We start from the raw sequence: 22,628 nt of genomic DNA on the forward strand, positions 1-22,628 counted from the left end.
CCGTCGTAGGCTGAATTTCGCAGGTGAGGGACAGGAGGCTCAGGTGGCCGGGACGACGCCGACCGGGACGATGGTGGCCGAGGTGATGGCCGAGCTGGCCGCTCTCGAGGACCCTAAGACGCGCGCGGTGAACGAGAAACACGGTGACGATCACGGTGTGAACCTCAGCAAGCTGCGGGCGCTCGCGAAGCGGCTGAAGACGCAGCAGGAACTCGCGTGCCGTCTCTGGAAGACGGGTGACACCGCGGCGAGACTGCTGGCGCTCCTGATCTGCCGCCCGAAGGCGTTCGAGCGTGACGAGTTGGACGTCATGGCGCGCGAGGCGCGGACACCCAAGGTGCACGACTGGCTTGTGAACTACGTGGTGAAGAAGAACCCGCACTCCGAAGAGCTGCGCCGGGCCTGGTCCGCCGATCCGGATCCCGTGGTCGCGAGTGCGGGCTGGGCGCTGACGACCGAACGCGTGACGAAGAAGCCCGAGGGTCTTGACCTCGCAGGGCTGCTCGACGTCATCGAGGCGGAGATGAAAGACGCCCCGGATCGCCTCCAGTGGGCGATGAACCACTGCCTGGCTCAGATCGGGATCGAGCACTCCGAGCACCGCACCCGTGCCCTCGACATCGGTGAGCGCCTGGAGGTGCTCAAGGATTACCCGACTTCCCCGGGCTGCACTTCTCCGTTCGCGCCCATCTGGATCAGTGAGATGGTGCGCCGACAGCGCGATAAGTAGAAGGTTCGCGTTCAGCAGGCGTCAGCAGGCGTCGCCTGGCGTCGCATGGTGACGCCTGCCGGTGGTGCGTTCGCTGGCCTGGCCTGGCCAGGCCCGGCCCGGGGTTCCCGTGCCTCTGTGTCAGCCGTTCTGGGCCCGGTCGTACACCTTCTTGGCCATGGCTCCCAGCACTTCGCCCTGCATCTCGGTCGGTGTCAGGGAGTCCAGTGCGCTGTTGACCGAGACCAGGACTCCCTTGCCGGTGGTGGCGTTGAAGTCGGCCAGCCACGGGCCGCCGCTGGAGCCGCCACTCATGTCGCAGGGAATGGCCTGCACGCCGCTCTTCTTCTTCGCCGTACCGACGCAGCGGAGGAGTTCCTCGCCGAGCTGCGGGCGGGTGGCGGAGTAGCCGAAGGCGGAGATGGTGCCGCCAACGGGGCGGTTGAAGGCGATGTCCTGGCCGCCCACGACGTCGGTGAGCTTGCGGCCGCTCTTGTCGGTGTCGACGACCAGCGTGGACAGGTCGTCGGTGGAGTCCTGCTCCCAGCTGCGTGGGGTCACGGCGGTGCGGACCGCGAATGCGCCGTGGGGCATCTTGCCCTTGCTGTAGCCGGGGACGAACACCATCGCGATGTTGGTGTTGTAGGGAGAGGAGCCCCGGCGCACACAGTGTGCCGCGGTCATCACGGCGGAGCGGTTGGCGCTCGTGACGGCAGTGGCCGTGCACCAGGTATCGGCGCCGTTCGCGTTGACGAAGAAGAGCCGCCCGACGGTCTTCATGGCGGTGCCCTGCCACGGCTTGGCCTTCGGTCCGTTCGGACCGAGGTCCACGGACTTCCCGACAGCCTTGATGCGGGCGGGTGTCCAGTAGGCGAGGGCTTCCTGGCGTTCCTTGGCGGTGTACGTCAAGACGGAGACCGGGTCGGCCGGGGCGGGGCGGGCCTGGCCGGCTAAGGCCGTCGCCGGGGTCGGGGCAGCGAGGACGAGGGCCGTACCGGCCGCGGCGAGTCCCATGGACCGGCCACGACGACGCCGGATCACGGAAGTGGATGTCTCGGACATAGTGGATGCCTCCTCGGCTGGTGCAGGCGGCGGACAGGGGCTGTCAGTCCGCTCTGCAAGAGAGGGGGGATCCGCCTGTTCGGTTGCGTTTCCGGCGATTTGTGACACCAGTGCGCGGATGCGTGACGTGTGGTGCGACCGGTGTGCGGTGCGAGCGGTGGGTGGTGCGAGCGGTGCGCGGGGCGAGCGGCTATCCGCCGGAAGCGAGCGTGATCTCGACCAGCTGGGACCAGCTGGCCCGCGTCCCCTCCCGAGTCGCCTCGGCGAACCGCGCGTCGCCGAGATGGCGCCGTGCGGTCTGCTCGATCCGCGCCTCGTCCGGGTGGGAGCGGTCCGGCAGCCCGCGCACGCCCGCGCTCGCGGCGAGCAGCCGCGCGGCCTGCTCGTGCTCGTCGCGGCGCAGTGCCAGGTCCGCGACCCCGACGAGCACCTGCGCGATCAGCGGCGCGTGTCCTGCCTCGGACGCCGCCTCGCAGGCCGCCGCGCGGTGCGCCCGGGCTTCGCCGGGGTCGTCGGCGAGGTAGCCGAGCACGTCGTGCGTCACCGCGCGGAGGCTCGCCTGGTCCGCTTCGTCGCCCAACACGGCCACCGCGACGCCGAGTTGCCTGTGCGCCTCCTCGGAGTCGCCGCCCCACCGGGCGAACTCCGCCTTCGCGAGGGCCAGGAAGACCAGCGCGCCCGGCCAGGTGACCCGTTCCGCGCACCGTTGTGCCTCGGCGAGGGCGGCCGTACCGGCGTCCTTGTCGCCCAGCAGCCAGTACAGCCGCGCCTGCCGTGACCGCATGCGCATGACGTCCTCGGTGGCGCCGATCTCGGTGACGACCGCGATCGCCTCCTCATAGTGTGCGCACGCACCGGCGAGATCTCCGCGCACGGCGATCCGTTCCGCCAGCTCGGTCAGGGCGAACGAGATCCCGAACCGCTCGCCGAGCGCGCGGAATTCGGCGAGCGCCTTCTCCAGGTAGGCGTCCGCCTCCTGTCCGCCATGGCCGAGCACGATCCGCATCTTGCCCAGGTGCAGCCGGGCCAGCGCGCGCGCCCAGGGGTCCTCGGCGTCCAGCAGCGGTTCGAACGCGGGCAGGAACGCGTCCGGCGCCTGCAGCATGCGTTCCAGCGGGACGATGAACCCCATCAGCGGGTGGCCGCCCCGACTGCGCCGGCTGAACCGGTACGCCTTGTGGATCCACTCCGCGGCCTGGTGTTCGTCGCCCGGCCCGGAGGTCACGAACAGCACGACCAGGCCGTACACCGTGGCCCGGACGTCGTCGGTCACCTCGCCGGGCGTCCTGGTGGCCGCGGTGATCAGCTCCATGCCCTCGGTTTTGTGCCCGCTGAGCCACCAGTACCAGCCGGCGCCCGCCGCGAGCCGCATCGCCGCCTGCGCCTCGCCCGCCGCGAGCGCACCACGCATCGCGGAACCGATGTTGTCGTGCTCGGCCCCGAGCGTGGCCAGCCAGTCCAGCTGCTCGGCGCGGCGCAGGTGCGGCTCCGCGGTCTCGGTGAGCTCGGTGAAGTAGGCCAGGTGCGCATGGCGCACCAGGTCCGATTCCCCCGCCTCCGCCAGCCGGTGCCCGGCGTACTCCTTGATCGTGCCCAGCATGCGGTAGCGCGGGGCGCTGTCGCCCTCGGCGAGCAGCAGCGACTTCTCGGCCAGCGCGGTGAGCAGTTCGAGCACCTGCTCCTGCTCGACCGCGTCGCCCGCGCAGACCTGCTCGGCCGCTTCCAGGCTCGCCCCGCCGGAGAACACCGAAAGCCTGCGCAGGACCGTCCGCTCGGCGTCGGTGAGCAGCTCCCAGCTCCAGTCGACCGCCGCGCGCAGCGTCTTGTGCCGCGGCAGCGCGGTCCGGCTGCCGCTGGTCAGCAGGCGGAACCGGTCGTCGAGCCGGCCCGCGAGCTGGTCGACGGACATGGTGCGCAACCGGGCCGCGGCCAGTTCGATCGCCAGCGGCATCCCGTCCAGCGCCCGGCAGACGCGGACCATCGTCGCCAGCGTGGGCGCATCCACCGCGAGATCCCGGCGCACCGCCCCGGCCCGGTCCCGCAGCAGCTGGACGGCGGGTGCTGACTCGATCTCGCCCGGCCCCGCGTCCCCCTCCGGCAGGGCCAGCGGCTCGACCGGCCACAGCGCCTCCCCGGTGATACCGAGCGGTTCCCGGCTCGTCGCCAGGATCCGCAGCCGCCGGCACTCCCCGAGCACCCGGTGGGCGAACGACGCCGCGGACTCGATCACATGCTCGCAGTTGTCCAGGATCAGCAGCGCCTCCCGCTCGCGGATCGCGGCGATGATCCGGTCCGTCAGCTCCGCGTTCGGGGCCCCGCCGAGCAGGGAGTCCCGCAGGCAGAGCCCGGCGAGAGCCGCCTGCGCCACGTCGCCGTCCGTGCCGATGGCGGCGAGCTCCACCAGCCAGGCCCCGTCCGGCAGTTCGCCGAGCAGCGTGCGCGCGGTCTCCGTGGCCAGCCTGGTCTTCCCCGAGCCGCCCGGTCCGATCACGGTGGTGAGCCGGTGCCCGGCGATGAGCTCACGGACCGCGGCGGCATCGGCGCCCCTGCCGACGAAGGTGGTCAGCTCGGCGCGCAGGTTGGTCCTGCGGCTCGTCTCCCGCCGCCCCAGCTCACCCCGCAGCAGCGCGAGGTGCACAGCGGACAGCTCCGGCGAGGGGTCGACGCCCAGCGCGTCGGCCAGGGCTTCCCTCGCGTGCTGGTACACCAGCAGCGCCTCGCTGTCGCGGCCTGCCGCGACCAGGGCGCGCATCAGTGCGGCGACGAACCGTTCCCGCAGCGGGTGCGCGGCCACCAGGTCGGTCAGCTCCGTGACCCTCTCCGCGCCGCGCCCGAGGGTGATCTCCGCGTCGACCCGCTCCTCCGTGGCGGTCAGGCGCAGCCCCTCGAACCGGACGACCGCGGCGTCGAAGGCGGCGCTGTCCCGCAGACCGACGTCCTGCATGGCCGCACCGCGCCACAGTTCGAGGGCCTCGCGCAGCAGCCGCACCCGCCGGGAGCCGTCCTCGGTGCAGGCCTGGCCCGCGATGACGAGGCGTTCGAACCGCACGGCGTCGACGGCGTCGGGCTCCACCGCTAGCCGGTAGCCGTCCGGCCGGCTCTCGACCACCCCGTCCGGCAGTGCCCTCCGCAGCCGGGAAACCAAGCGCTGCAGTGCGTTCGGCGCACCTGCGGGCAGGTGCTCCCCCCAGATCCAGTCGACGAGTGACGCCTTCGGGACCACATGCCCCGGCTTGAGCGCGAGGGCGATCAGCAGCCCGCGCAGCCGCGCGCCCGGCACGTCGGCCAATCCGCCGTCGTCCGTGCGAACCTCGAACGGACCCAGCATCCCGATCTGCACCCGCTGATTTTGCCATGGGCGTTCGGCAGGCATCCAATTGCTGGCGCTCTGCGGGAAGTTGCCGTGGTGACGGCCCCTGCGCAGGCGGGGCCGCTGCGGTCCTGAAGACGCGTTCCTCCACAGGTGACGCGCTCGGCCGGCGGCTTTACCGGGCCGTTTCCGTCCAGGTGACCGGCAGTTCGTGGACGCCGTAGATATTCATGTCGCTCTTGAGTTTCACCTCGCCGGCGGGGATGGCGAGCTTGAGGGTCGGGAAGCGGCGCAGCAGTCCGTCGAAACCGGCGCGCATCTCGATGCGGGCCAGCTGCTGGCCCAGGCATTGGTGGATGCCGTGACCGAAGGACAGGTGACCGCGGGCCTTGCGGTGGACGTCCAGGGTGTCGGGGTTGTCGAAGCGTTTCGGATCGCGGTTGGCCGCCAGCAGCGAGACGACGACGGTCGATCCCTCGGGGATGGTTTCACCGCCGAGTTCGATGTCCTCCGCGGCGTAGCGATAGAAGATGTCGGCAATGGACAGGTAGCGCATGAGTTCCTCGACGGCGCCGGGCATCAGGTCCGGGGTGGCGCGCAGTTCGGCGAGCTGCTCGGGGTGCTCCAAGAGCGCGAAGGTGCCCAGTGCCAGCATGTTGGCGGTGGTCTCGTGGCCCGCGAACAGCAGCAGGAAGGCGATGCCGGTCAGCTCCTCGATGGTGAGGTCGTCATCGCGGGCCAGGTCGGACAGGATGTCTTCGCCGGGGGTCGCGCGTTTGCCCGTGATCAGTTCGGCCAGGTACGTGGTCATTGCGGTGTACGCGGCTATCTTCTCGTCGAGCGACTGGTCCTTGACCAGGAACTTGGCGGAGTTGAGCTGGAAGGTCTCCCGGTCCGCGTAGGGGACACCGAGCAGTTCGCAGATCACCAGCGAGGGCACCGGCAGCGCGAACTCCTTGACCAGATCGACCGGTGGGGTGAGGCGCGCCACTTCGTCCAGTTGCCGCTCGGCGATGTCGATGATGCGCTCTTCGAGCTGCTTCATACGTTTGACGGTGAAGGCGCCGGTGAGCTTGCGCCGCAGCCGGGTGTGGTCCGGCGGGTCCATGGCGACGAACAGGCCCGGCACCTGCGGGGACGGTTCGGTGGGGGCGGGCATGTGGGGGGTCTCGTACGGCACGTGGAGAATGCCGATGTCCTGACGGGAGCTGAACCGGGTGTCGGCCAGGAGCTGGCGGACCGCGTCGTAGCCGGTGACGATCCAGCCCTCGTGACCGTCGGGGAAGACCATGGGACTGACCGGGCGAGCCTCACGCAGCCGGGTGATTTGGCGGGGCGGGTCGAAGGGGCCCGCGTCGCGCTCCGAGGAAAGGCCGTGCGGGGTGGCAACCGTCTGACTCATCGGATGTCCTTTCGTGGCGGTTGTTGCGGCCACAAACATCGCCGACGGCACTGACATACGACTGACACGGCTCTGACACCGACCATGCCGCGACACCGACCATTCCGCCCAGCGCGACGCTGATGCGACTTTGAGCGGTGGCCGTGACACCCGCCCGCCGTGACACCCGCCCGCCGTGACACCCGCCCGCCGGGGCGGCAGCCCGGCGGGCGGCCGGGTGGCCGGGGGCGTCAGCCGAGGGTGACCGAGCCGCCCTTGACGGTCACCTTGGCGGGTGCCAGCGCCTTTGTGGCGGGGCCGGTCTTCACGCTGCCATCGGTGATGTCGAACTTGCTGCCGTGGCACATGCAGTTGATGGTGCCGCCGGCGACCTCGCCGACGACACAGCCCGCGTGGGGGCAGATCGCGGAGAAGGCCTTGATCTCGCCGTCCTGGGGCTGGGTGACGACGACCTTCTCGCCCTTGAAGATCTTGCCCCCGCCCTTGGGGATCTCCGAGGTCTTGGCAAGGGCGGGGCCGCCGCCCCCACCGGCGGCACCGTCGTCCCCGCTCCCTCCGGTGCCACCCGAGCCGCTGTCGCCCCCGCCGCTCGTCCCCGGCGCGGCCTGCTCGTCCCCCGCTGCCTTGGAGCTGCCGCCCCCCGCGTCCTCCATGCTGCCGCCGCAGGCCGCGAGCGCGGCCGTCAGCCCGGCCGCGCCGACCGCCGCGACGACGGCCCGCCGCCCCGCCCCGCGCCCCGCCGGCGCCGGGCCGGTCTCCTCCGTCGCCGTCATCGCTTCGGTCTCCGTCCGCTCCGACGCTGCCTGTCGAGCCATGGTGTGCCTCCGGTTCTTGGTGGTGCCTTCGGTGCGCGATGTGCTCCATGGACGTTGCACAAGGTCCATACGGAGCCGCCGCCCGGAGCGTTCAATGCGGCCTCGCGCGTCTGCCGGAGCCGACGGCAGACGGCGGACCGCGGATGACCGGACCGGGGATGACCGGACCGGGGATGACCGGACCGCGGATGACCGGACGGCGGGTGGCGGGTGGCGGATGGCGGACGGGTGTGACGGAGGCGGACGAGGGGCGGTCGTGACGCGACGCCCCACGAAGGCGGCCGACGACCGGGGCGACCGGCCGAAGCGCCCGGCGGGACGGCACCGCCCGTCGCGAGCCGGCCCCGTCAGCTCTGGTCGGCGCGCCCTTCCAGCGCCTTCAGCAGGAAGTCCCGCTGGAAGTTCAGCAGCTGCGCATTGACCGCGTCGTCGGCCGGCAGATGGGTGGCACCGGGCAGCGGCAGCACACTGTGCGGTTTGCCCGCCGCGAGCAGCTCCGCCGAGAAGCGCAGAGTGTGCGCGGCCGCCACATTGTCGTCCGCGAGCCCGTGGACCAGCAGCAGCGGGCGGCTCAGCAGATGGCCGTGGCCGACCAGGGAGGAGCGCACATAGTTCTCCGGCTGCTCCTCAGGGTGGCCCAGGAACCGCTCCTTCCAGTGGGTGTCGTACATCCGCTGGTCGGTGGGCGGGGCGCCGGCGACCGCCGCGTGGAAGATCTCCGGGCGGTGCAGCACGGCGGCCGCGGCCAGGAACCCGCTGAACGACCAGCCGCGGATCGCCACCCTCGTCAGATCCAGGTCACCGAAGCGCGCCGCGGCCGCCTGCAGCGCGTCCACCTGGTCCTCCAGCGCGGGCGTGAGCTGGTCGCCGTGAATGGTCTTCTCCCAGGCCGGGCCCCGGTTCGGGGTCCCGCGCCCGTCGACCACCAGCACCGCGAAGCCCTGCTCGGCGAACCACTGCGACACACAGGTGAACCATCCGCGGCCCCGTCCCACGAGCTGTATGCCCGGTCCCCCGTACGGGTCGAGGAGCACCGGCAGCTTTCCGGTGCCCTCCTCGTGCCACGACGGCAGGAAGAGGGCGCCGCGCAACTCCCGTTCGCCGAGGGTGAGATGGACCGGCCGCGGGGTGACCGACGGCTCCTCGGCGAGCGAGGTGAGGGCCTGGTACGGCGGGTCCCCGGCCCTCTCGTCATCCCGCAGTACGCCCACCTCGTCGCCCCGCGACGTCACGCCCGCCAGGACGACGGTGCCGCCCCGCGCCACGCCCGTGAACCTGCCGGGCTCCCGGCTCAGCCGGCGGTTGCCGCGGCCGGGCTCATGGCACCACACATGGGTCTCCAGCGGATCCTCGCTCGCCGTGAACAGCACCCGCTCGCCCTCGACCCCGAGGACCGCGCACAGCTGCATCCCCTCCGGGGTGACCCGTCGGCCCCCGACGGCCAGATACCGGGTGTCGCCCTCGTCCTCATGGTGCACCAACGCGCCCGACGCCGTACGGGCCGGGGTGCCGTCGATGATCTCCACCCACGCGGGGTCGGTCCGCTCGTGCAGCACTTCGGTGGCACCGGTCTCCGGATCGACCGCGAGCGTGCGCACGACGCGCTGGTCGCGGCTCTGCACGGTGACGAGCGGACCGTGCGCGTCCCAGCCGGCCGCCACGACGTACTCGTACTCCTTACGGTCCCACTCCACCTCGACCCGGTCCCCCTCCAGCGAGAGGAGCTGCAGGGTGACCTCCGCATTGGGGGTGCCGGCCGCCGGATAGCGGATCGCCTGCGGCGGCTTCGTCGGGTCGGCCGGATCGCTGAGGTAACGCCGTTCCACGGGGCTGGTGTCGACCCTGGCCACCAGGACGCGGCGGCTGTCCGGTGCCCACCAGTAGCCGCGCAGCCGGTGCATGGACTCGGCGGCCACGTACTCGGCGAGCCCGTAGGAGATCTCCGGACCCTCCGCACGGGCCAGCCGGCGGTCGGCGCCGGCCAGATCGACGACGTGGAAGCAGCGGCGGCTCACATAGGCGATGTACCGGCCGTCGGGGGAGGGGCGGGGGTCGATCACCGGACCGGCCGCGGGGACGGAGAACGGGGTGCCGCCGTCGGTACGCACCGCCCACAGGGCCCCCGACAGCGCGAACGCCACCAGACGGGCGGCCTCGTCCGTCGCGTACGACACCACTCCCACGGTCCGCTCGCGGGCGCGCTCCCGAAGCAGCCTCTCCTCCTCGGGGACCGCGCCGGGACCGGCCCCTACCAGGAGTGCCGGATCGGCCAACAGCCGTTCCGAACCGTCCTCGTACTGCCACAGCCGGCCCACGGGATCGTTGCCCGAGACCGTACGGACGAAGAGCACCCGGCGGCCGTCGGGGGAGACGGTGAAGTGCCGGGGAACCCCTAGGGAAAAGCGGCGGCTGCGGGCGAACTGGCGGGGAAAGTCAGCGGAGTTCGTGGACTGCTCGGCTGTCACGGCGCTGCTGGGCAAGATGTGTCCTCCAGGTGCTGAGGGCGTTCCGGTCTGCGGTGGTCCCGGGCACGGCGATCCCTGGCGACAACCTAGGCACAGTCCGGATTCAGGCGAAAGGCCCGGCAGCGGCGTATGTGTGCGCAACCGAAGTGATGGGGTCAGCTCCCGTACAGCTCCGGGCGGCGGTCCCTGAGGTAGGGCGTGGTCCGGCGCGCCGAGGCCAGCGTGTTGGGGTCGGCCTCGCCGAAGAGGAGCTGGTCCCCGCCGGATGCGGTGGGGCCGAGGCACTCCACCGTGCCGTCCGGGGCGGCGATCGTGGTCCGGCCGCAGAAGCGCAGGCCACCGTGTTCGCCGCTCCAGTTGGCGTAGGCGATGTAGAGCTGACTCTCGAAGGCGCGGGCGGGCACGATCGTTTGGGCGACGAAGTCCCATGGGCTCATCAGGCCCGTGGGCACCAGCAGCAGATCCGTGCCCGCGAGCGCATGGGCCCGCACGGCCTCGGGGAACTCGACGTCGTAACAGATCAGCATGCCCACGGTCAGGCCGCCCAGGGACGCCTGCACCACGCCGCTCCCGCCGGGGGTGAACAGCTCCTGCTCGGCCCGGCCGTAGAGGTGCGCCTTCCGGTAGACGGCCAGCTGCCGCCCGTCCCGGCCGACGAGCCGCACCGCGTTGTAGAGGCGCGCACCGTCCCGCTCGGGCCAGCCGTGCGCCACCGCGATCCCCGCTTCCCGTGCGATCTCCGACACCGCGGCGCACTGCGGGCCCTCCGCGGGGCCGGCCGACTGCGCGAGGGCCGCGTACTGCAGGGGATAGCCGCCGACCGTCATCTCCGGAGCGACCAGCAGCTCGGCGCCCTCGGCGGCCGCCTTCCCCGCGGCGTCCCGCAGCCGGTCGAGGGTCTGCCCGACATCCGTCGCGCCACAGACGGTCTGAAGGCAGGCGATCTTCACTGCGTACGTCCTCCGGGGATGACACCCGCCGGCAGTGCCGGAGCCGCCGGCGGTGAGCTCACCGGCCGCGGGCTCGGGCGAGGTGCTCCAACTGCCGTTTGTCCGGCTTGCCATTGCGGTTGAGCGGGAAGTGATCGAGCACGACGACCCGGTCGGGGTGCTCGTAGGCCGCCAGCATGCCACAGAGCCGCTCGCGCCAGTACGCCTCCTCCTGGCCCTGGTCGTCCTCGACGAAGAAGACGAGCTGTGCGCCACGCCGCTCGTCGGGCAGGGCGACGATCCTGGCCGAGCAGCCCTGGGCCGCCACACTGCGTTCGATCAGCTCGGGATAGAGGGTGTAACCCATGCGGTGCACCGCGTACTTGCGGCCGAGGACGAAGAGATTGCCGTCCGCGTCGAGGCGGCCGAGATCGCCGGTGCGCTGCCAGCCCTGCGGCGAGGGCTGCAGGGTGCCGTCCTCGGCGAGATAGCCCTCCAGCGCGTCGGGGGTGTTCACCTCCACCTCGCCGGGCTCGCCCGCGGGGACCGCCCGGCCCGCATCGTCGACGACGCGCACCTGGATACCGTCCATCGCCTGCCCGCACGCCACCGGGTTGTCCGGTGTCGCGAAGGCGATGTTGCCCAGCTCCGTGCTGCCGTAGCTGTCCAGCAGCGGCCGGCCGAATTCCGCCGCGTACTGGCCGACCAGCGGATCGTCCAGCGGCGCCGCGCCGACGCAGAACATCCGCGCCCGCTCCAGCCCGGGACGCAGACTCGGCTTCCGTGAGACGAGGTTGAGCATGCTGCGGTAGCTGGACGGCGGGGCGTCGATGACCGTGGCCCCCGACTCCTCCGCCATCAGCAGCGCGCGGTCCAGCCTCCGGTACGGGGCGATCACCAGCGAACACCGCTTCAGCCAGGCGATCAGCACCATGGAGAGGCCGTATTGGTGGGCGAACGGCAGCAGCGGCAGCAGAACATCGTCCTCCCGGTGCCCGACCTGCGCCGCGTTCCGTTCGAGGTTCTTGAGGAACTTGCGACCCGACTTGACCACACCCTTAGGGGTGCCGGTCGAACCGGACGTCCACATGATCAGGCCGTCGGGGAGCTCGCTCCAGGCATCGACGGTCAGCGGCTCGTCCGCGATCTGCCGGCCGGCGGCGGACACCAGCAACTCGTAGAGATGCACGGCTTCCTGGCTGCTGTCGAGCGGCGAGTCCTCGTCACTGAGGACGAGTTTCGTACCGGTGCGCAGGATGATCTGCCGGGTCTGCTCCGCATGCTCCTGCTGGTCGATCAGCACGATCGACGCGCCGATGTGCATCAGCCCGAGCAGCGTCGCCACCCAGGCTGCCGAGTTGCCCGCCTTGAGCATGACCCGGTCCCCGGGGCCGACGCCCCGCTCACCGAGTACCTGCGCGATGCGGAGTGCGTCGTGCTCGAATTCGGACAGGGTCCGCACCGAGTCAGGGGCAAAGATCCTTGCGTTCACTGGTCGCACGCTTCCTTCCTCGTGGGCAGACCTCACATGCGGCATCACTGCGGAAATCGAGCGGGAGCCGCCCAGCCGACAGGGCAGGGCACGTGCCTCACCTACGGCGAGTCTGGAAGCGGCGGCGCGGGGAGGGAACCCTTATCCGCACCCCTAAGGTCCCTTCTCTTGCCACCCCGGCCTCGGGCCGTCCCCGGCCGGAATTCCGTCGCGGGCCGGGTCCACCAGGGACGTTGCGCCAGCCGCATCGCGGGTGCCGGCGCCACCCCGCCAAGGCCGCCGGCGCCGAAGGGAGCGATGTCCACACGGCAGGGTTCGCATGGCTGCGTTCGCCACGGCCTGACCACCGTGACCACGGCATCCGACGGCGCCATCGCGGATGTCGGCACGCTCGATCTTGCTTTCCCGGCGCCATTCCGCCTGCCGGAATTCCGCCGGGGTTCGCCTTCCTGCCCGGCACCCGTGGCAGGTCGCGCGGAGCCACGCCCCGGCATTTCCTTTCGGAGGCTGCCCGCCGCACGGGCCGATACGCCCGCGCCCGGTGGCCGGGGGCCTCCTGCGGAGATGTGTCGGCAACGGAGGCGGTGGCGCGGCGCGCCTTCTCCCCGCAGTGACGCCGTTCGGCACGGGTTACTCAGAAGTCAGCTCACGCACTCACTCTGGGTAGCGATACGTGCACACGAGTCAAGCCCGAGTCAAGGCCGGACACGCCAACTTCCTTCCCCTCGCTGCTGATTGTGCGGATCGATGTGGTGGTCACGGTGTGACCGGCGGCGAGAGGTATCCGCCGGTCACCGGTGTCCTCGTCCTGCCGCTCATCGCCGGGACGTTGCGGGAGTTTCGGTCCATGGGCTCCCGTGGCGGTGCGCGGCCTCCTATTGGTTGATCCGGCGCACTTTTACGTGACTCTTACTCAGGAGGCCTTGCGGAAGGCGCCGAAGGCTGAGAAGCGCGGTCGGTGCGTCGCGTGAACATCTGGCGGCGTTGCGTGGTCGGCGATCGGTGGAAGCGGTTGTTCCGGTGGTCGAACGGGGCGCTCCGGATGGCCTGGCCGCCTCGCATTTGTGCAGGTGGCACCAACGAGAACTGCGGAATCATGAATTCCGTGATGGTGCACCCACTCCCGGAATCTTTAATTCCGCGCCGGCCGGGCCGGGTCCGGAATCCATAATTCGCGAGAATGTGACGCCGGTGGTTGGCGTACACTTAGAGGCCTTGGTGTGACTGCCGTCACACCTGGTCTGCTTGAACCCTAGGGGTGTGATCGTTCATATTAATAGTGGTAGTGCCTTTGCGGCGCGAAAACGCGACCTTTAACGTCTCTTGATCTTCTCTTGTTCGGGTTTCAAGAGCGCGTTCCCGGCATCTGGGGGACCGGGCTTTCTCGCGGACATCTGCTTCCCCAGGCGCTTTTGGTCGGAATTTCCGGCCCTGTGGCAAACCTGAGGCGGTGTGGAATCATATCTCCAGACGCGATGCTATCGCCTTGCCTTTGTTGTTTCTGAAATACGATATTGACTCCTGAGTCAAATTTTACAACTGCGGTTGATTGATGTTCGCCGAATTTCACTCGGCGGCCGGACTGTATGTGTTTGCTCGGCGCGAAAAGCAACTTCTTCATAAGATGCGCTTTCCGGTGACGGTCGTGGTATTCACGTCGTCCGGCACAGCAGTCGTCAAAGTAAATATTGTGGGGAATGTGCATTACCTCGGGTAGAAAGAGGTATGCCTGAGGTTCTTCTTTCGGGGAGGAAGAGCTGCATGGGGTTAGTGGAACGTGACGCGGTTATTGCGGAGCTGCGCACAGCATTGAGTGACAGTGCCAAGGGTTGCGGCAAGGTGGCCGTGATACGAGGGGGAATCGCCAGCGGTAAAACTGCCCTGTTCAGAGCGTTCGAGGAACATGCTGTTGCCTCCGGTGCCACGCTGTTGCGGGCCTCGGGCGCGCCCAGTGAACAATCGCTCCGCTTCGGTGTGATCGAGCAGTTCTTCAGCGGGGCGACCACCCCGCCCGAAGCCTCCGCGATGCTTTCGCACCTGACCGGCCTGGAGGCGCCGCAGGTGGGAGGTGAACCGCCGTCCCCTGTGCAGTCCGGGACCAGGGATGCGCACGACCTGTGCGTCGGCCTGCTCGAACTGAGCAGGAAGGGGCCGTTGGTGGTCACCGTGGACGATCACCAGTTCGCCGACCCCGCCTCGCTGCAGGTGCTGACCTACCTCCAGCACCGGATCGGGACGGCGCGGGTGATGCTGCTGCTCAGCCAGGGGACCGAACCGCCGTCCGACCTGGTCGCCGAGGCGCTCAGGCAGCCGTATTCCCGGCAGTTCACGCTGTCCCCGCTGTCCCCGGAGGGGGTCGGGCAGCTGCTCGCCCAGCGGCTGGACTCCTCGGCCGCCCTCCGGCAGGCACCCGGCAGTTACGCACTGACCGGCGGCAACCCCCTGCTGACGCGCGCACTCGTGGACGACAGTCTGGCGCCGGGCCCGGACGCATCCGCCGGAGCGGCGGCCGGCCCGGTCACCGGGCAGGCCTTCACCAGGGCGGTGCTGGCCTGCCTGCACCGCGGCGGCCCCCAACTGCTGCGGACCGCACGGGCGATCGCGGTGCTCGGCGAGTTCGCCGCCCCCGCGCTGCTGGCCAGATTCCTGGACGTCCGGCCGTCGGTGGTGGGCGGTGCCCTGGAGGCCCTGGAGCTGGCGGGACTGACCATCGACGCCCAGTTCCGCTACGAGGGCACCCGGGCAGCGGTACTGGACGAGCTGACGCCCGAGGAGCGTTCCGCACTGAACCGCCGCGCGGCCGAGCTGCTGCACCACGACGGAGTGGCGCCCTCGGACGTGGTGGGCTACCTCCTGGCCGCCGGTGAGGCCGACGAGCCCTGGGCCGCCCGGGTGCTGCACGCCGCCGCCGATCAGGCCCTGCCGCACGCGGAGCAGGCACTGGCGCTCGGAAAGGTGGCGGAGGCGGTGCAGTACCTGGAGTTCGCCAGTCGCTCCTGCGGCGACGAGCACAAGCGCGCCATGCTCACCGCCCGGCTCGCCTGGGTGCAGTGGACGAGCAGCCCCGCGGCCGCGACCAGACACCACGGCCCCCTGCAGACGGCGCTGGAGAAGGAGCTGCTCAGCGGCCGTGAGGTGATGCGGCTGGTCCGTTCGCTGGCATGGCACGGCCGGCCCAAGGAAGCGGTGCGCGCGCTGGAGAGCCTGGGTGCCCCGCCCGAGGGGGACGGCTCCCGGGATCAGGCCGAACGGAAACTGACCCGCCAGTGGCTCTCCCGCTGGCATCCGCAGATCTTCGCCCAGGTCGAACGGCACGCCGCGATGTCCGAACCCCCGGGGTCCCCGGGCCCGGCGCGCAGACCGCAGACAGCCGTTCTGCCGCGTGGCACGGGAAACTCCCCGGCGGTCGAGGGGGCCGAGCAGGTGCTGCAGCGGGCCCGGGTCAGGGAGACCCCGCTGGCATCCGTGATCTCCGCGCTGCATGAACTCCTGGCCGCCGAGCGGTTCGAGCGCGCGATGTACTGGTGCAACGAACTGCTCCAGAAGGCCGAGGGCCAGCACGCCGCCGCCTGGCGTGGCGTGCTGCTGGACACCCGGGCCGCGGTCAGCCTCCGGCTCGGTGATCTCGCCGACGCCGAACGGGATGCCTGCAGTGCCCTGACCGCCCTCTCCGCGCGGAGCTGGGGCGTGGCGATCGGTTCGCCGCTGTCCCATGCGGTGCACGCCGCGACGATGCGGGGCCACTTCGACAAGGCCGCGGAATTCCTCAACCAGATGATCCCGCAGGCCATGATGGACACCCGTTACGGGCTGCAGTACCGGACGGCTCGTGGGCATTTCCATCTCGCGACGGACCGGCCGCACGCCGCGCTAGAGGACTTCGAAGCCGTGGGCGATCTCGTGGTCAAGTGGAAGCTCGACCATCCGATGACCCTGCCCTGGCGCGGGGACCTGGCCCAGGCCCTCGTCCGGGTCGGCCAGACCGACCGGGCCAGGGAACTCATCAAGGACCAACTACGCATGATCGGGACGGACTCCACCCGGATGCGGGGTGTCTCGCTCGGAATTCTCGCCTCGGTCAGCGATCTCAAGCAACGGCTGCCCCTGCTCGGCGAGGTGGTCGATCTGTTGCAGGCCGGCGGGGACCGGTACGAACTGGCGCGGGCGTTCGTCGAACTCGGTCAGGTCTGGCAGATCCTCGGCAAACTGGACCGGGCCCAGCTGATCCGGCGCCGGGCGCTGCAACTGGCCAAGAGCTGCCATGCCGAGCAGCTGTACAACCAACTCGTCGCCACCAGGGAGCCGCTGAACAGTGAGACCACTCCGAGCCAATGGGAGGACGCCGAGGGCATGGCCGTGCTGAGCGAGGCCGAACGCCGGGTCGCCGCGCTCGCCGCGCTGGGGCGGACGAACCGGGAGATCGGCCGGAAGCTGCACATCACCGTGAGCACTGTGGAACAGCATCTGACCAGGGTGTACCGGAAACTGAACATCAAGCGCCGGGCGGATCTGCCGGTCGGACTTCCGGCGGACATCGCGGATATCGCCTGAGCGCAGGGCGGTACGTACCAATTGCCGGTGGTGACACGGGAGTTGGTGCCTCCGGTCCTGTGCGGTCGCGGCGGACGGCTTCCTCAGCCGTCCGCGCGCAGACACACCGTGTCCAGCGGAACGTCCAGCGGCTTGAGCGTTCCGCAGGGCGGTGTGTCGGCGCCCCAGTCGGTCAGGCTCGGCATCGCCAGCGTGCCGTCCCCGTGGGGCCGGGCGAAGGTCACCCCGTGCGCGCCGACGGCGTCGGCCAGCTCGACCAGCCACCGGGTCGCCTCGTTCCCCGGCCGGGGCGGGATGACGCGGGTGTACAGCTGGGTGGGCAGCCCGGCCGCGACCGTGGCGCGCGTACCGGAGACAAGGGATCTCAGACGCTGCTCCCGCTCGTCGGGTCCTAAGTGATGCCGTCCGGTGACCGCGCTGTCCACGCAGATGCGCAGTGCGTCGACGCAGTCGGCGAGTGCTTCCGCATGGCGCTCGGCAGGACAGTGTTCGGTGGTGAGGCTGACCGTGCAGCCATCGTCGGTGAGATGGCCGGCGATGTCGGTGAGATCGGGAGTGGGCAGCGGCTCCACCTCGTGCAGGTCCACGGTCAGCAGTCCGGCGCAGGCCAGCGCGCGCGCCGCACGGCGGTGAACGGAGTCAGCGGGCACACATGTGGGCGACGGATCGCGCTGCACCACCGGGGACCAGCGGACCCCGAGGGCCCCCGACCCGCCCAGTGCGGTCGGGTCGGCCACGGGGTGCGTCGCGACCTCGCTCGCCCGCAGCATGGTGCGTCCCACCGTGATCAGCTGGTCCCGGTAGTGGGTCACACCGGTCAAGGGGTCATGTACGACGAGGCGACCGGCGCAGACGCCGACGCCGTAGACCCGGGGCGGTGTGAGGGATGCACCGCGCGACGACCGCATCGAATACCTCCTGGCGATGAGGGAGGGGAGTCGGTATGGACCTTTGTCCATCGTGAATCGTCGTATGCAGAAAATATGCCGTGGCGGCACATTCCGTGAATCAAGCTACGGCCACACGACGGGTGGAGCTAGCTCTACCCCGGTTGACGGATATCTCATTCCTTACCCAGGAGGGGGGAAGAGTCCGCGGGCGTGGTGCCAGTGGCGGCTTCACCGGCCATCCTTGTAGGGGGTCAATGCTCTTTTTCCAGCCATGTGGAGGGGCCGTTGGCGGAGAGGGGCGGTGAGCGGGGCGGCCGTGTGAAGGGGCCGATCCGCTACGGGATGCGTCACTGATATGCGCCGCACCGCACACCGTGCCGGGGACCCCGGAATTGAGGATCGATTCCCGGCCAGCGCCTCCCTATTGAGGCCATGGGTGTCGGCCAAAGAAATCCGAGAACCCCTACCCCCGGTCGGTATCGTGGCATCTGGCGATCGCTCCCGCCGGGGGCATCGGAAAGTACGGGGAGATTCGATGTTCGGACGGCACCTGTGGGCGCCCCTGCGCGGCCTTGTGCTGTTCGGGCTGGGACTCACCGCCGGACCCATGCTGGCCGCCGTCGGCCTCGGCACGCTCTTCGGTATCCAGGCGCTCGCCCAGTGGTACCGCGATCCGCTCAATGTGTACCGCACCCTCGCGAGCCGGTGGTGCGGGGTGGACATCCCGGTGCCGTACCAACCCCCGCCGCCGCCCCCCGAACCCGAACACGACGGCTGGTACCGCTACAAGAACCGGCTCTATCAGACCCCGAAGAAGCTTTCCTACGAACGGCGTTGGGACTGGCTGGTCAAGGACCCGGCCACCTCCCGGGACATCCTGTGGATGCTGATCAACCCCTTCGTCGGCAGCGTCACGGCGCTGCTGCCGCTCACGCTGGTCGTGCTGGGAACCACGTTCCCCTGGTACTGGCCGGGACATACCGGGATCACCGTCCCGATCGCCGTGGCGACGGCGCTGGCCGGCTTCGGCTTCGGGCCGGTCCTGCTCCATCTGCACGGCCGCTGGACCTGCCAACTGCTCGCGTCCGCAACCGATTCGGGGATACGCCGTGCGCTGATCTGGATCGGCCGTGGCGGGCTCGCCACCTGGCGGCTGGCCCTCACCGCCGGACTCGCGGTCGCCGAACTGGCCGCCGCGCTCATGCATCTGCTGGCCATGGTGCCGATCCTGCTGTGGGCCTGGCCGACCGTGCTGGTCGCCGGCCGGCAGCTCACCTCCTGGCGCCGGCATCAGATCCAGGAGTGGACGGGCATCCGGATCGACCGGCCCTACCTGCCCGAACCGGCCCTGCCCCCGCCCCGGCCCGACGGCACCTACCAGATCGGCCGCACGCTCTACCGCACCCCGGAGATGGCGCTGCGGTCCCTGCGGTACCGGCAGAACGCACGGGATCTGGCCACCTGGCGGGACCTGCTGTGGCTCCTGCTCGACCCCGTGGTCGGGGTGCTGCTCGCCGCGCTGCCCGTAGTGGTCACCGGGTACTGCTTCTTCGGTCTGATCTGGTCCTGGGCCTGGGCATCGCTGCTTCAGCCCTTCGTCAACTTCCACACCTTCGACCGCTGGCCCCTGCTCATCCATGCCATCCCGGTCATCGGCGACTACCCGATCGCCACCGCCCCGCTGATCGGCGTGATCGGCACCCTGACCGGGAGCCTGCTCGCCATCCCGCTGCTGCGGCTGCACGGCCTGTGGAGCTGGCTCCTCCTCGGGCCGACCAAGTCGGCCCTGCTCGGCCGCCGGGTGGACCAGCTCACCGAGACCCGGATGGAAGCCCGGGAGACCCTCTCCTCCGAGCTGCGCCGGATCGAACGGGACCTGCACGACGGAGCGCAGGCGCAGTGGGTGGCCATGGGCATGAAACTCGGCGCCATCGAGGCGCTCATCGAACGGGACCCGGCGTCCGCCAAGAGGATGGTCGGGACCGCCAGGGAAGCCTCCGCGAAAGCCCTCATCGAGCTACGCCATCTGATCCGCGGGATCAACCCACCGGTGCTCGCCGAACGCGGTATCGCGGACGCCATCCGCGGACTGGCCCTGGACTCACCGCTCTCGGTCGGTCTGCGGATCGACCTGCCCGGCCGCCCGGAGCGCCCGGTCGAGTCCGCCGCCTATTTCGCGGTGTCCGAACTGCTCACCAATGTTTCCAAACACGCCGAGGCGGACCGTGTGCGCATCGACGTGCGCCACACGGCACAGCATCTGCGGATCGCGATCACCGACAACGGGGCCGGTGGCGCCGATCCGGCGAAGGGCAGCGGGCTGCGCGGCGTCCAGCGGCGGCTCGCTACATTCGACGGAAGTCTCACCGTGCACAGTCCACTTGGCGGTCCCACCACAGTCACCCTGGAGATTCCGTGCGTGTTGTCCTCGTAGAGGACCTCTACCTGCTGCGCGAAGGTCTGACCCATCTGCTCACCGCGCACGGCTTCGAGGTCGTCTCCGCAGTCGAGACCGGCCCGGAGCTGCTCACGGCGGTGGAGGAGCACCGGCCCGATGTCGCGATCGTGGATGTCCGACTACCGCCCACGTTCACCGATGAGGGGCTGCAGGCGGCGCACGAGGCCCGCCGGCGGATCCCCGGCCTGCCCGTCCTGGTGCTCTCCCAGCACGTCGAGCAGCTTTATGCGCGCGAACTGCTGGCCGACGGGTCCGGTGCCATCGGATATCTGCTGAAGGACCGGGTGTTCAACGCCACCCAGTTCGTGGACGCGCTGCGCCGGGTCGCCGAGGGCGGTACCGCGATGGACCCGGAGGTCATCTCCAAGCTGGTGGAGAGCAATGCCCATCAGGAGCCGCTGGGCACCCTGACCGCCCGGGAGCGGGAGGTCCTGGAGCTGATGGCCGAGGGCTGTTCCAACGCCGCGGTCTCGCACCGCCTCTACATCAGCGAAGGCGCGGTGAGCAAGCACATCGCCAGCGTCTTCACCAAGCTGAACCTCACCAACTCCAATGACACCAACCGCCGGGTGCTCGCGGTCCTGGCCTATTTGAACAGCGCGAATCTGGACTGAGGGCTGTCCGGTGGGCCGGCGCAGGGGGATCGCACCGGCTCATCGGACCGGCATCAGGCGGCCCGGGCCCGGAGTTTCGGGGGTCCAGGGCGGAGGGCGTTCTTCGGGTTGACCGTAATGACGTCGAAATTGCGGACCGTGCAGTTCAGCCGGTGGAACATGTCATCGGCGCCGGTGACATAGAGGGTGTCCACGCCGAGCCCGGCCATCGAGGTCACCATGTCCGGCCAGCGGATCGCCCGGTCGAAGGTGTCCAGCAGCATCGTCCGCATCGCCTCGGCGGAGTCCACCACCGTTCCGTCGGCGTCCGAGATCACGGGGAGCCGGGGCGCCCTGATCGGGTACCTGGCGATGACCTCCGCCTCCGCCTTGCGGCGCAGGGCACCGAACGCGCCGGCATGCACCGGCGGGCGCATGGTGTACAGGGAGTATCCGCCGAGGTCCCGCACGGCCCGGATGAAATCCTCCAGCCGGGATTCGCGCAGGGACACCATGTAGAACCCGCGCTCCAGCACCCCGGAAATGTCGAACCACTCACCCCGGGTCCGCATGTCGTCCAGCAGGGCATGGAACTCTTCGTCCGGGACGCGGTAAACGGAGTGCGTCACCACGTCCGAGTGCTCGGTGCTGAAGTACTCCTTCTCGCAGCGCGCCAGCTCCGCCGTCATCCGTACGACATCGGCGAAATCGAGCGAACCGGCGTACGCGGCCGCCGCCTTCTGGCCGAAGCTGGCCCCGGCGCAGACGTCCGGCCGCATACCGAAGCGGTCCTCGGCCCGGTCCGCGGCGGCGAGCGAGGCGATCAGGAAAGCCAGCTGGGCGTACTCGGAGTAGTCGGCGCCGGCGCCGTGGAAGCGCTCCAGTACGGAGAAGCCGAGCACCTCGTCGGCGGTCGCGAGCCGGTTGCGTGCATACCGGTCGAGCACCAGGAACCGGCCGGCGCTCGCGAAATCGAACCGGCCCATGCCGGGGAACAGTACGGCGGTCCGCGGCCCCGCACCGGAGCCTCGCCCGACGGCCGGCGCGGTGGGGGAGTCCCACCCTTGCGCTTCAGTCCGACCCATGGTCAGGCACACACCTTTTTCAAAGTTTTGATGTTGGTGACGGTCCCCTTGACCCACACCGCCACCCGGCCGAAGTCGCGTGCGGCCTCGACTCGTGCCATGCCATATTGATGGGCCACTTGGCGCATGGCCTTCGCGACCTCACGGTCACGCACGTCCTTCGCCAAGTCGCGTAATTCCTTGCCCTTTTTCTCGTAGTCTTCGGCCTTCTTCGGATCCGGCACCAGATCGATGATCCGGAGTGCCTTCACACAGGCGGAAGCTTTGTTCTTGAGCTCGGACGACTTATTGGAATGCTCCTTGTCCGTGCATCCCGCGGTCAGCAGTACCAGTGCTAACGCGAGGACACGGACACGGGCCGCCCCCCTGGGCATAGGATTCCTCCCCATGTCTCGTGCTGTGGTCGTCAACACCGTTGCGGATGACGGCCGTAGAGGGGTTCAGGGTATCCGGTCCGCTCCTCGGCTGTCACCGATGTGCGGGGCAATCGGGCCGGGCCGCGCATGGCGCAAATTAGGGGGTTCGCCGGTACCGGATAGGGGTAGCCGGCGCGGGATCGCAGCTCTAACCTGGCAGCCGCAAGAGAAGTGGGATTTCGTGCGCCCCGATCGTTTCGCGGGCCCGGGTGCCGGCGGACTGCCCAGGTATGAAGGGCTGCCGTGAGCAGGTGGTACTGCCGGGCCGCCACGGATGGACGGGGCGGCCGTGGGGCTGTCGGCGGGCTGCGGCGCGCGAGGCCGCGGCCGGTGATTTCGCCTCCCCGGCCTTCCCCGCGACCCGTATCCCCGTATCCCCGCGCGAAACTGTCCTGCTTCACACCCGTGCACCGGGTAATTCACCGCGACCGTCACCGGGAGCGCCTGCAGA

General features: G+C 70.0%; 14 protein-coding genes. 4 read left to right on the forward strand and 10 right to left on the reverse strand.

Translation table 11 applies throughout. The annotated features are described in order from the left end of the window. The first annotated feature begins 70 nt into the window (after positions 1 to 70). Complete coding sequence (locus tag SLV14N_RS34650; protein WP_263273374.1) at positions 71 to 730, forward strand: DNA alkylation repair protein; 660 nt, start codon at positions 71 to 73, stop codon at positions 728 to 730. 120 nt (positions 731 to 850) lie between these two features. On the opposite strand, the gene SLV14N_RS34655 is transcribed toward SLV14N_RS34650, so the two are convergent. The 7 genes from SLV14N_RS34655 to SLV14N_RS34685 all read right to left on the reverse strand — a co-directional run bounded on the left by SLV14N_RS34655 (position 851) and on the right by SLV14N_RS34685 (position 12,184). Next, a complete protein-coding gene (locus tag SLV14N_RS34655) occupies positions 851 to 1,771 on the reverse strand; it encodes a serine protease (protein WP_263272489.1) in 921 nt (306 codons plus the stop codon). A 190-nt stretch (positions 1,772 to 1,961) separates the two neighbouring features. Beyond that, a complete protein-coding gene (locus SLV14N_RS34660; protein WP_263272490.1) occupies positions 1,962 to 5,111 on the reverse strand; it encodes a BTAD domain-containing putative transcriptional regulator in 3,150 nt (1,049 codons plus the stop codon). A gap of 145 nt (positions 5,112 to 5,256) precedes the next feature. After that, positions 5,257 to 6,483 carry a cytochrome P450 gene (locus tag SLV14N_RS34665; protein ID WP_263272491.1) on the reverse strand — a complete coding sequence of 409 codons (1,227 nt, stop codon included), beginning with the start codon at positions 6,481 to 6,483 and terminating at the stop codon, positions 5,257 to 5,259. A gap of 230 nt (positions 6,484 to 6,713) precedes the next feature. Continuing rightward, positions 6,714 to 7,256 carry a Rieske (2Fe-2S) protein gene (locus SLV14N_RS34670; protein WP_208688239.1) on the reverse strand — a complete coding sequence of 181 codons (543 nt, stop codon included), beginning with the start codon at positions 7,254 to 7,256 and terminating at the stop codon, positions 6,714 to 6,716. Between the two features lie 389 nt (positions 7,257 to 7,645). Continuing rightward, positions 7,646 to 9,778 (reverse strand): prolyl oligopeptidase family serine peptidase, encoded by a 2,133-nt coding sequence (locus tag SLV14N_RS34675; RefSeq protein WP_263272492.1) that lies wholly within the window; start codon positions 9,776 to 9,778, stop codon positions 7,646 to 7,648. Between the two features lie 140 nt (positions 9,779 to 9,918). Further along, entirely contained in the window at positions 9,919 to 10,713 is a 795-nt protein-coding gene (locus SLV14N_RS34680; protein ID WP_208686484.1) for a carbon-nitrogen hydrolase family protein, read from the reverse strand. 58 nt (positions 10,714 to 10,771) lie between these two features. Then, on the reverse strand, positions 10,772 to 12,184 hold the full coding sequence (locus SLV14N_RS34685) for a class I adenylate-forming enzyme family protein (RefSeq protein ID WP_263272493.1): 1,413 nt from the start codon (positions 12,182 to 12,184) through the stop codon (positions 10,772 to 10,774). A 1,761-nt stretch (positions 12,185 to 13,945) separates the two neighbouring features. Between SLV14N_RS34685 and SLV14N_RS34690 the strand changes: the two genes are divergently transcribed. Beyond that, complete coding sequence (locus tag SLV14N_RS34690; protein ID WP_208686489.1) at positions 13,946 to 16,735, forward strand: AAA family ATPase; 2,790 nt, start codon at positions 13,946 to 13,948, stop codon at positions 16,733 to 16,735. An 83-nt stretch (positions 16,736 to 16,818) separates the two neighbouring features. Here the strand turns inward: SLV14N_RS34690 and SLV14N_RS34695 are convergent, their stop codons facing one another. Beyond that, positions 16,819 to 17,643 (reverse strand): hypothetical protein, encoded by an 825-nt coding sequence (locus SLV14N_RS34695; RefSeq protein ID WP_263272494.1) that lies wholly within the window; start codon positions 17,641 to 17,643, stop codon positions 16,819 to 16,821. A gap of 517 nt (positions 17,644 to 18,160) precedes the next feature. Between SLV14N_RS34695 and SLV14N_RS34700 the strand changes: the two genes are divergently transcribed. Further along, positions 18,161 to 20,059: a sensor histidine kinase gene (locus SLV14N_RS34700; RefSeq protein WP_263272495.1), complete on the forward strand. Its 1,899-nt coding sequence runs from the start codon at positions 18,161 to 18,163 to the stop codon at positions 20,057 to 20,059. Then, a complete protein-coding gene (locus tag SLV14N_RS34705) occupies positions 20,041 to 20,697 on the forward strand; it encodes a response regulator transcription factor (RefSeq protein WP_018093232.1) in 657 nt (218 codons plus the stop codon). The genes SLV14N_RS34700 and SLV14N_RS34705 overlap by 19 nt, the downstream gene beginning before the upstream one ends. Before the next feature lie 53 nt (positions 20,698 to 20,750). Here SLV14N_RS34705 and SLV14N_RS34710 read toward each other — a convergent pair whose 3' ends face one another. Beyond that, on the reverse strand, positions 20,751 to 21,662 hold the full coding sequence (locus SLV14N_RS34710) for an ACP S-malonyltransferase (protein WP_263272496.1): 912 nt from the start codon (positions 21,660 to 21,662) through the stop codon (positions 20,751 to 20,753). 101 nt (positions 21,663 to 21,763) lie between these two features. Continuing rightward, positions 21,764 to 22,135: a hypothetical protein gene (locus SLV14N_RS34715; protein WP_208686495.1), complete on the reverse strand. Its 372-nt coding sequence runs from the start codon at positions 22,133 to 22,135 to the stop codon at positions 21,764 to 21,766. Positions 22,136 to 22,628 lie beyond the last annotated feature (493 nt).

This window comes from Streptomyces sp. Je 1-4 4N24, from assembly GCF_026239515.1.
Lineage (GTDB): Bacteria > Actinomycetota > Actinomycetes > Streptomycetales > Streptomycetaceae > Streptomyces > Streptomyces nigrescens.

What these genes read in the sequence shown, in the direction of transcription:
- SLV14N_RS34650 (WP_263273374.1), top strand. Translation starts at nt 71, where the DNA reads ATGGTGGCCGAGGTGATGGCCGAGCTGGCCGCTCTCGAGGACCCTAAG.
- SLV14N_RS34655 (WP_263272489.1), bottom strand. Translation starts at nt 1,771, where the DNA reads ATGTCCGAGACATCCACTTCCGTGATCCGGCGTCGTCGTGGCCGGTCC.
- SLV14N_RS34665 (WP_263272491.1), bottom strand. Translation starts at nt 6,483, where the DNA reads ATGAGTCAGACGGTTGCCACCCCGCACGGCCTTTCCTCGGAGCGCGAC.
- SLV14N_RS34670 (WP_208688239.1), bottom strand. Translation starts at nt 7,256, where the DNA reads ATGACGGCGACGGAGGAGACCGGCCCGGCGCCGGCGGGGCGCGGGGCG.
- SLV14N_RS34690 (WP_208686489.1), top strand. Translation starts at nt 13,946, where the DNA reads ATGGGGTTAGTGGAACGTGACGCGGTTATTGCGGAGCTGCGCACAGCA.
- SLV14N_RS34695 (WP_263272494.1), bottom strand. Translation starts at nt 17,643, where the DNA reads ATGCGGTCGTCGCGCGGTGCATCCCTCACACCGCCCCGGGTCTACGGC.
- SLV14N_RS34700 (WP_263272495.1), top strand. Translation starts at nt 18,161, where the DNA reads ATGTTCGGACGGCACCTGTGGGCGCCCCTGCGCGGCCTTGTGCTGTTC.
- SLV14N_RS34710 (WP_263272496.1), bottom strand. Translation starts at nt 21,662, where the DNA reads ATGGGCCGGTTCGATTTCGCGAGCGCCGGCCGGTTCCTGGTGCTCGAC.
- SLV14N_RS34715 (WP_208686495.1), bottom strand. Translation starts at nt 22,135, where the DNA reads ATGCCCAGGGGGGCGGCCCGTGTCCGTGTCCTCGCGTTAGCACTGGTA.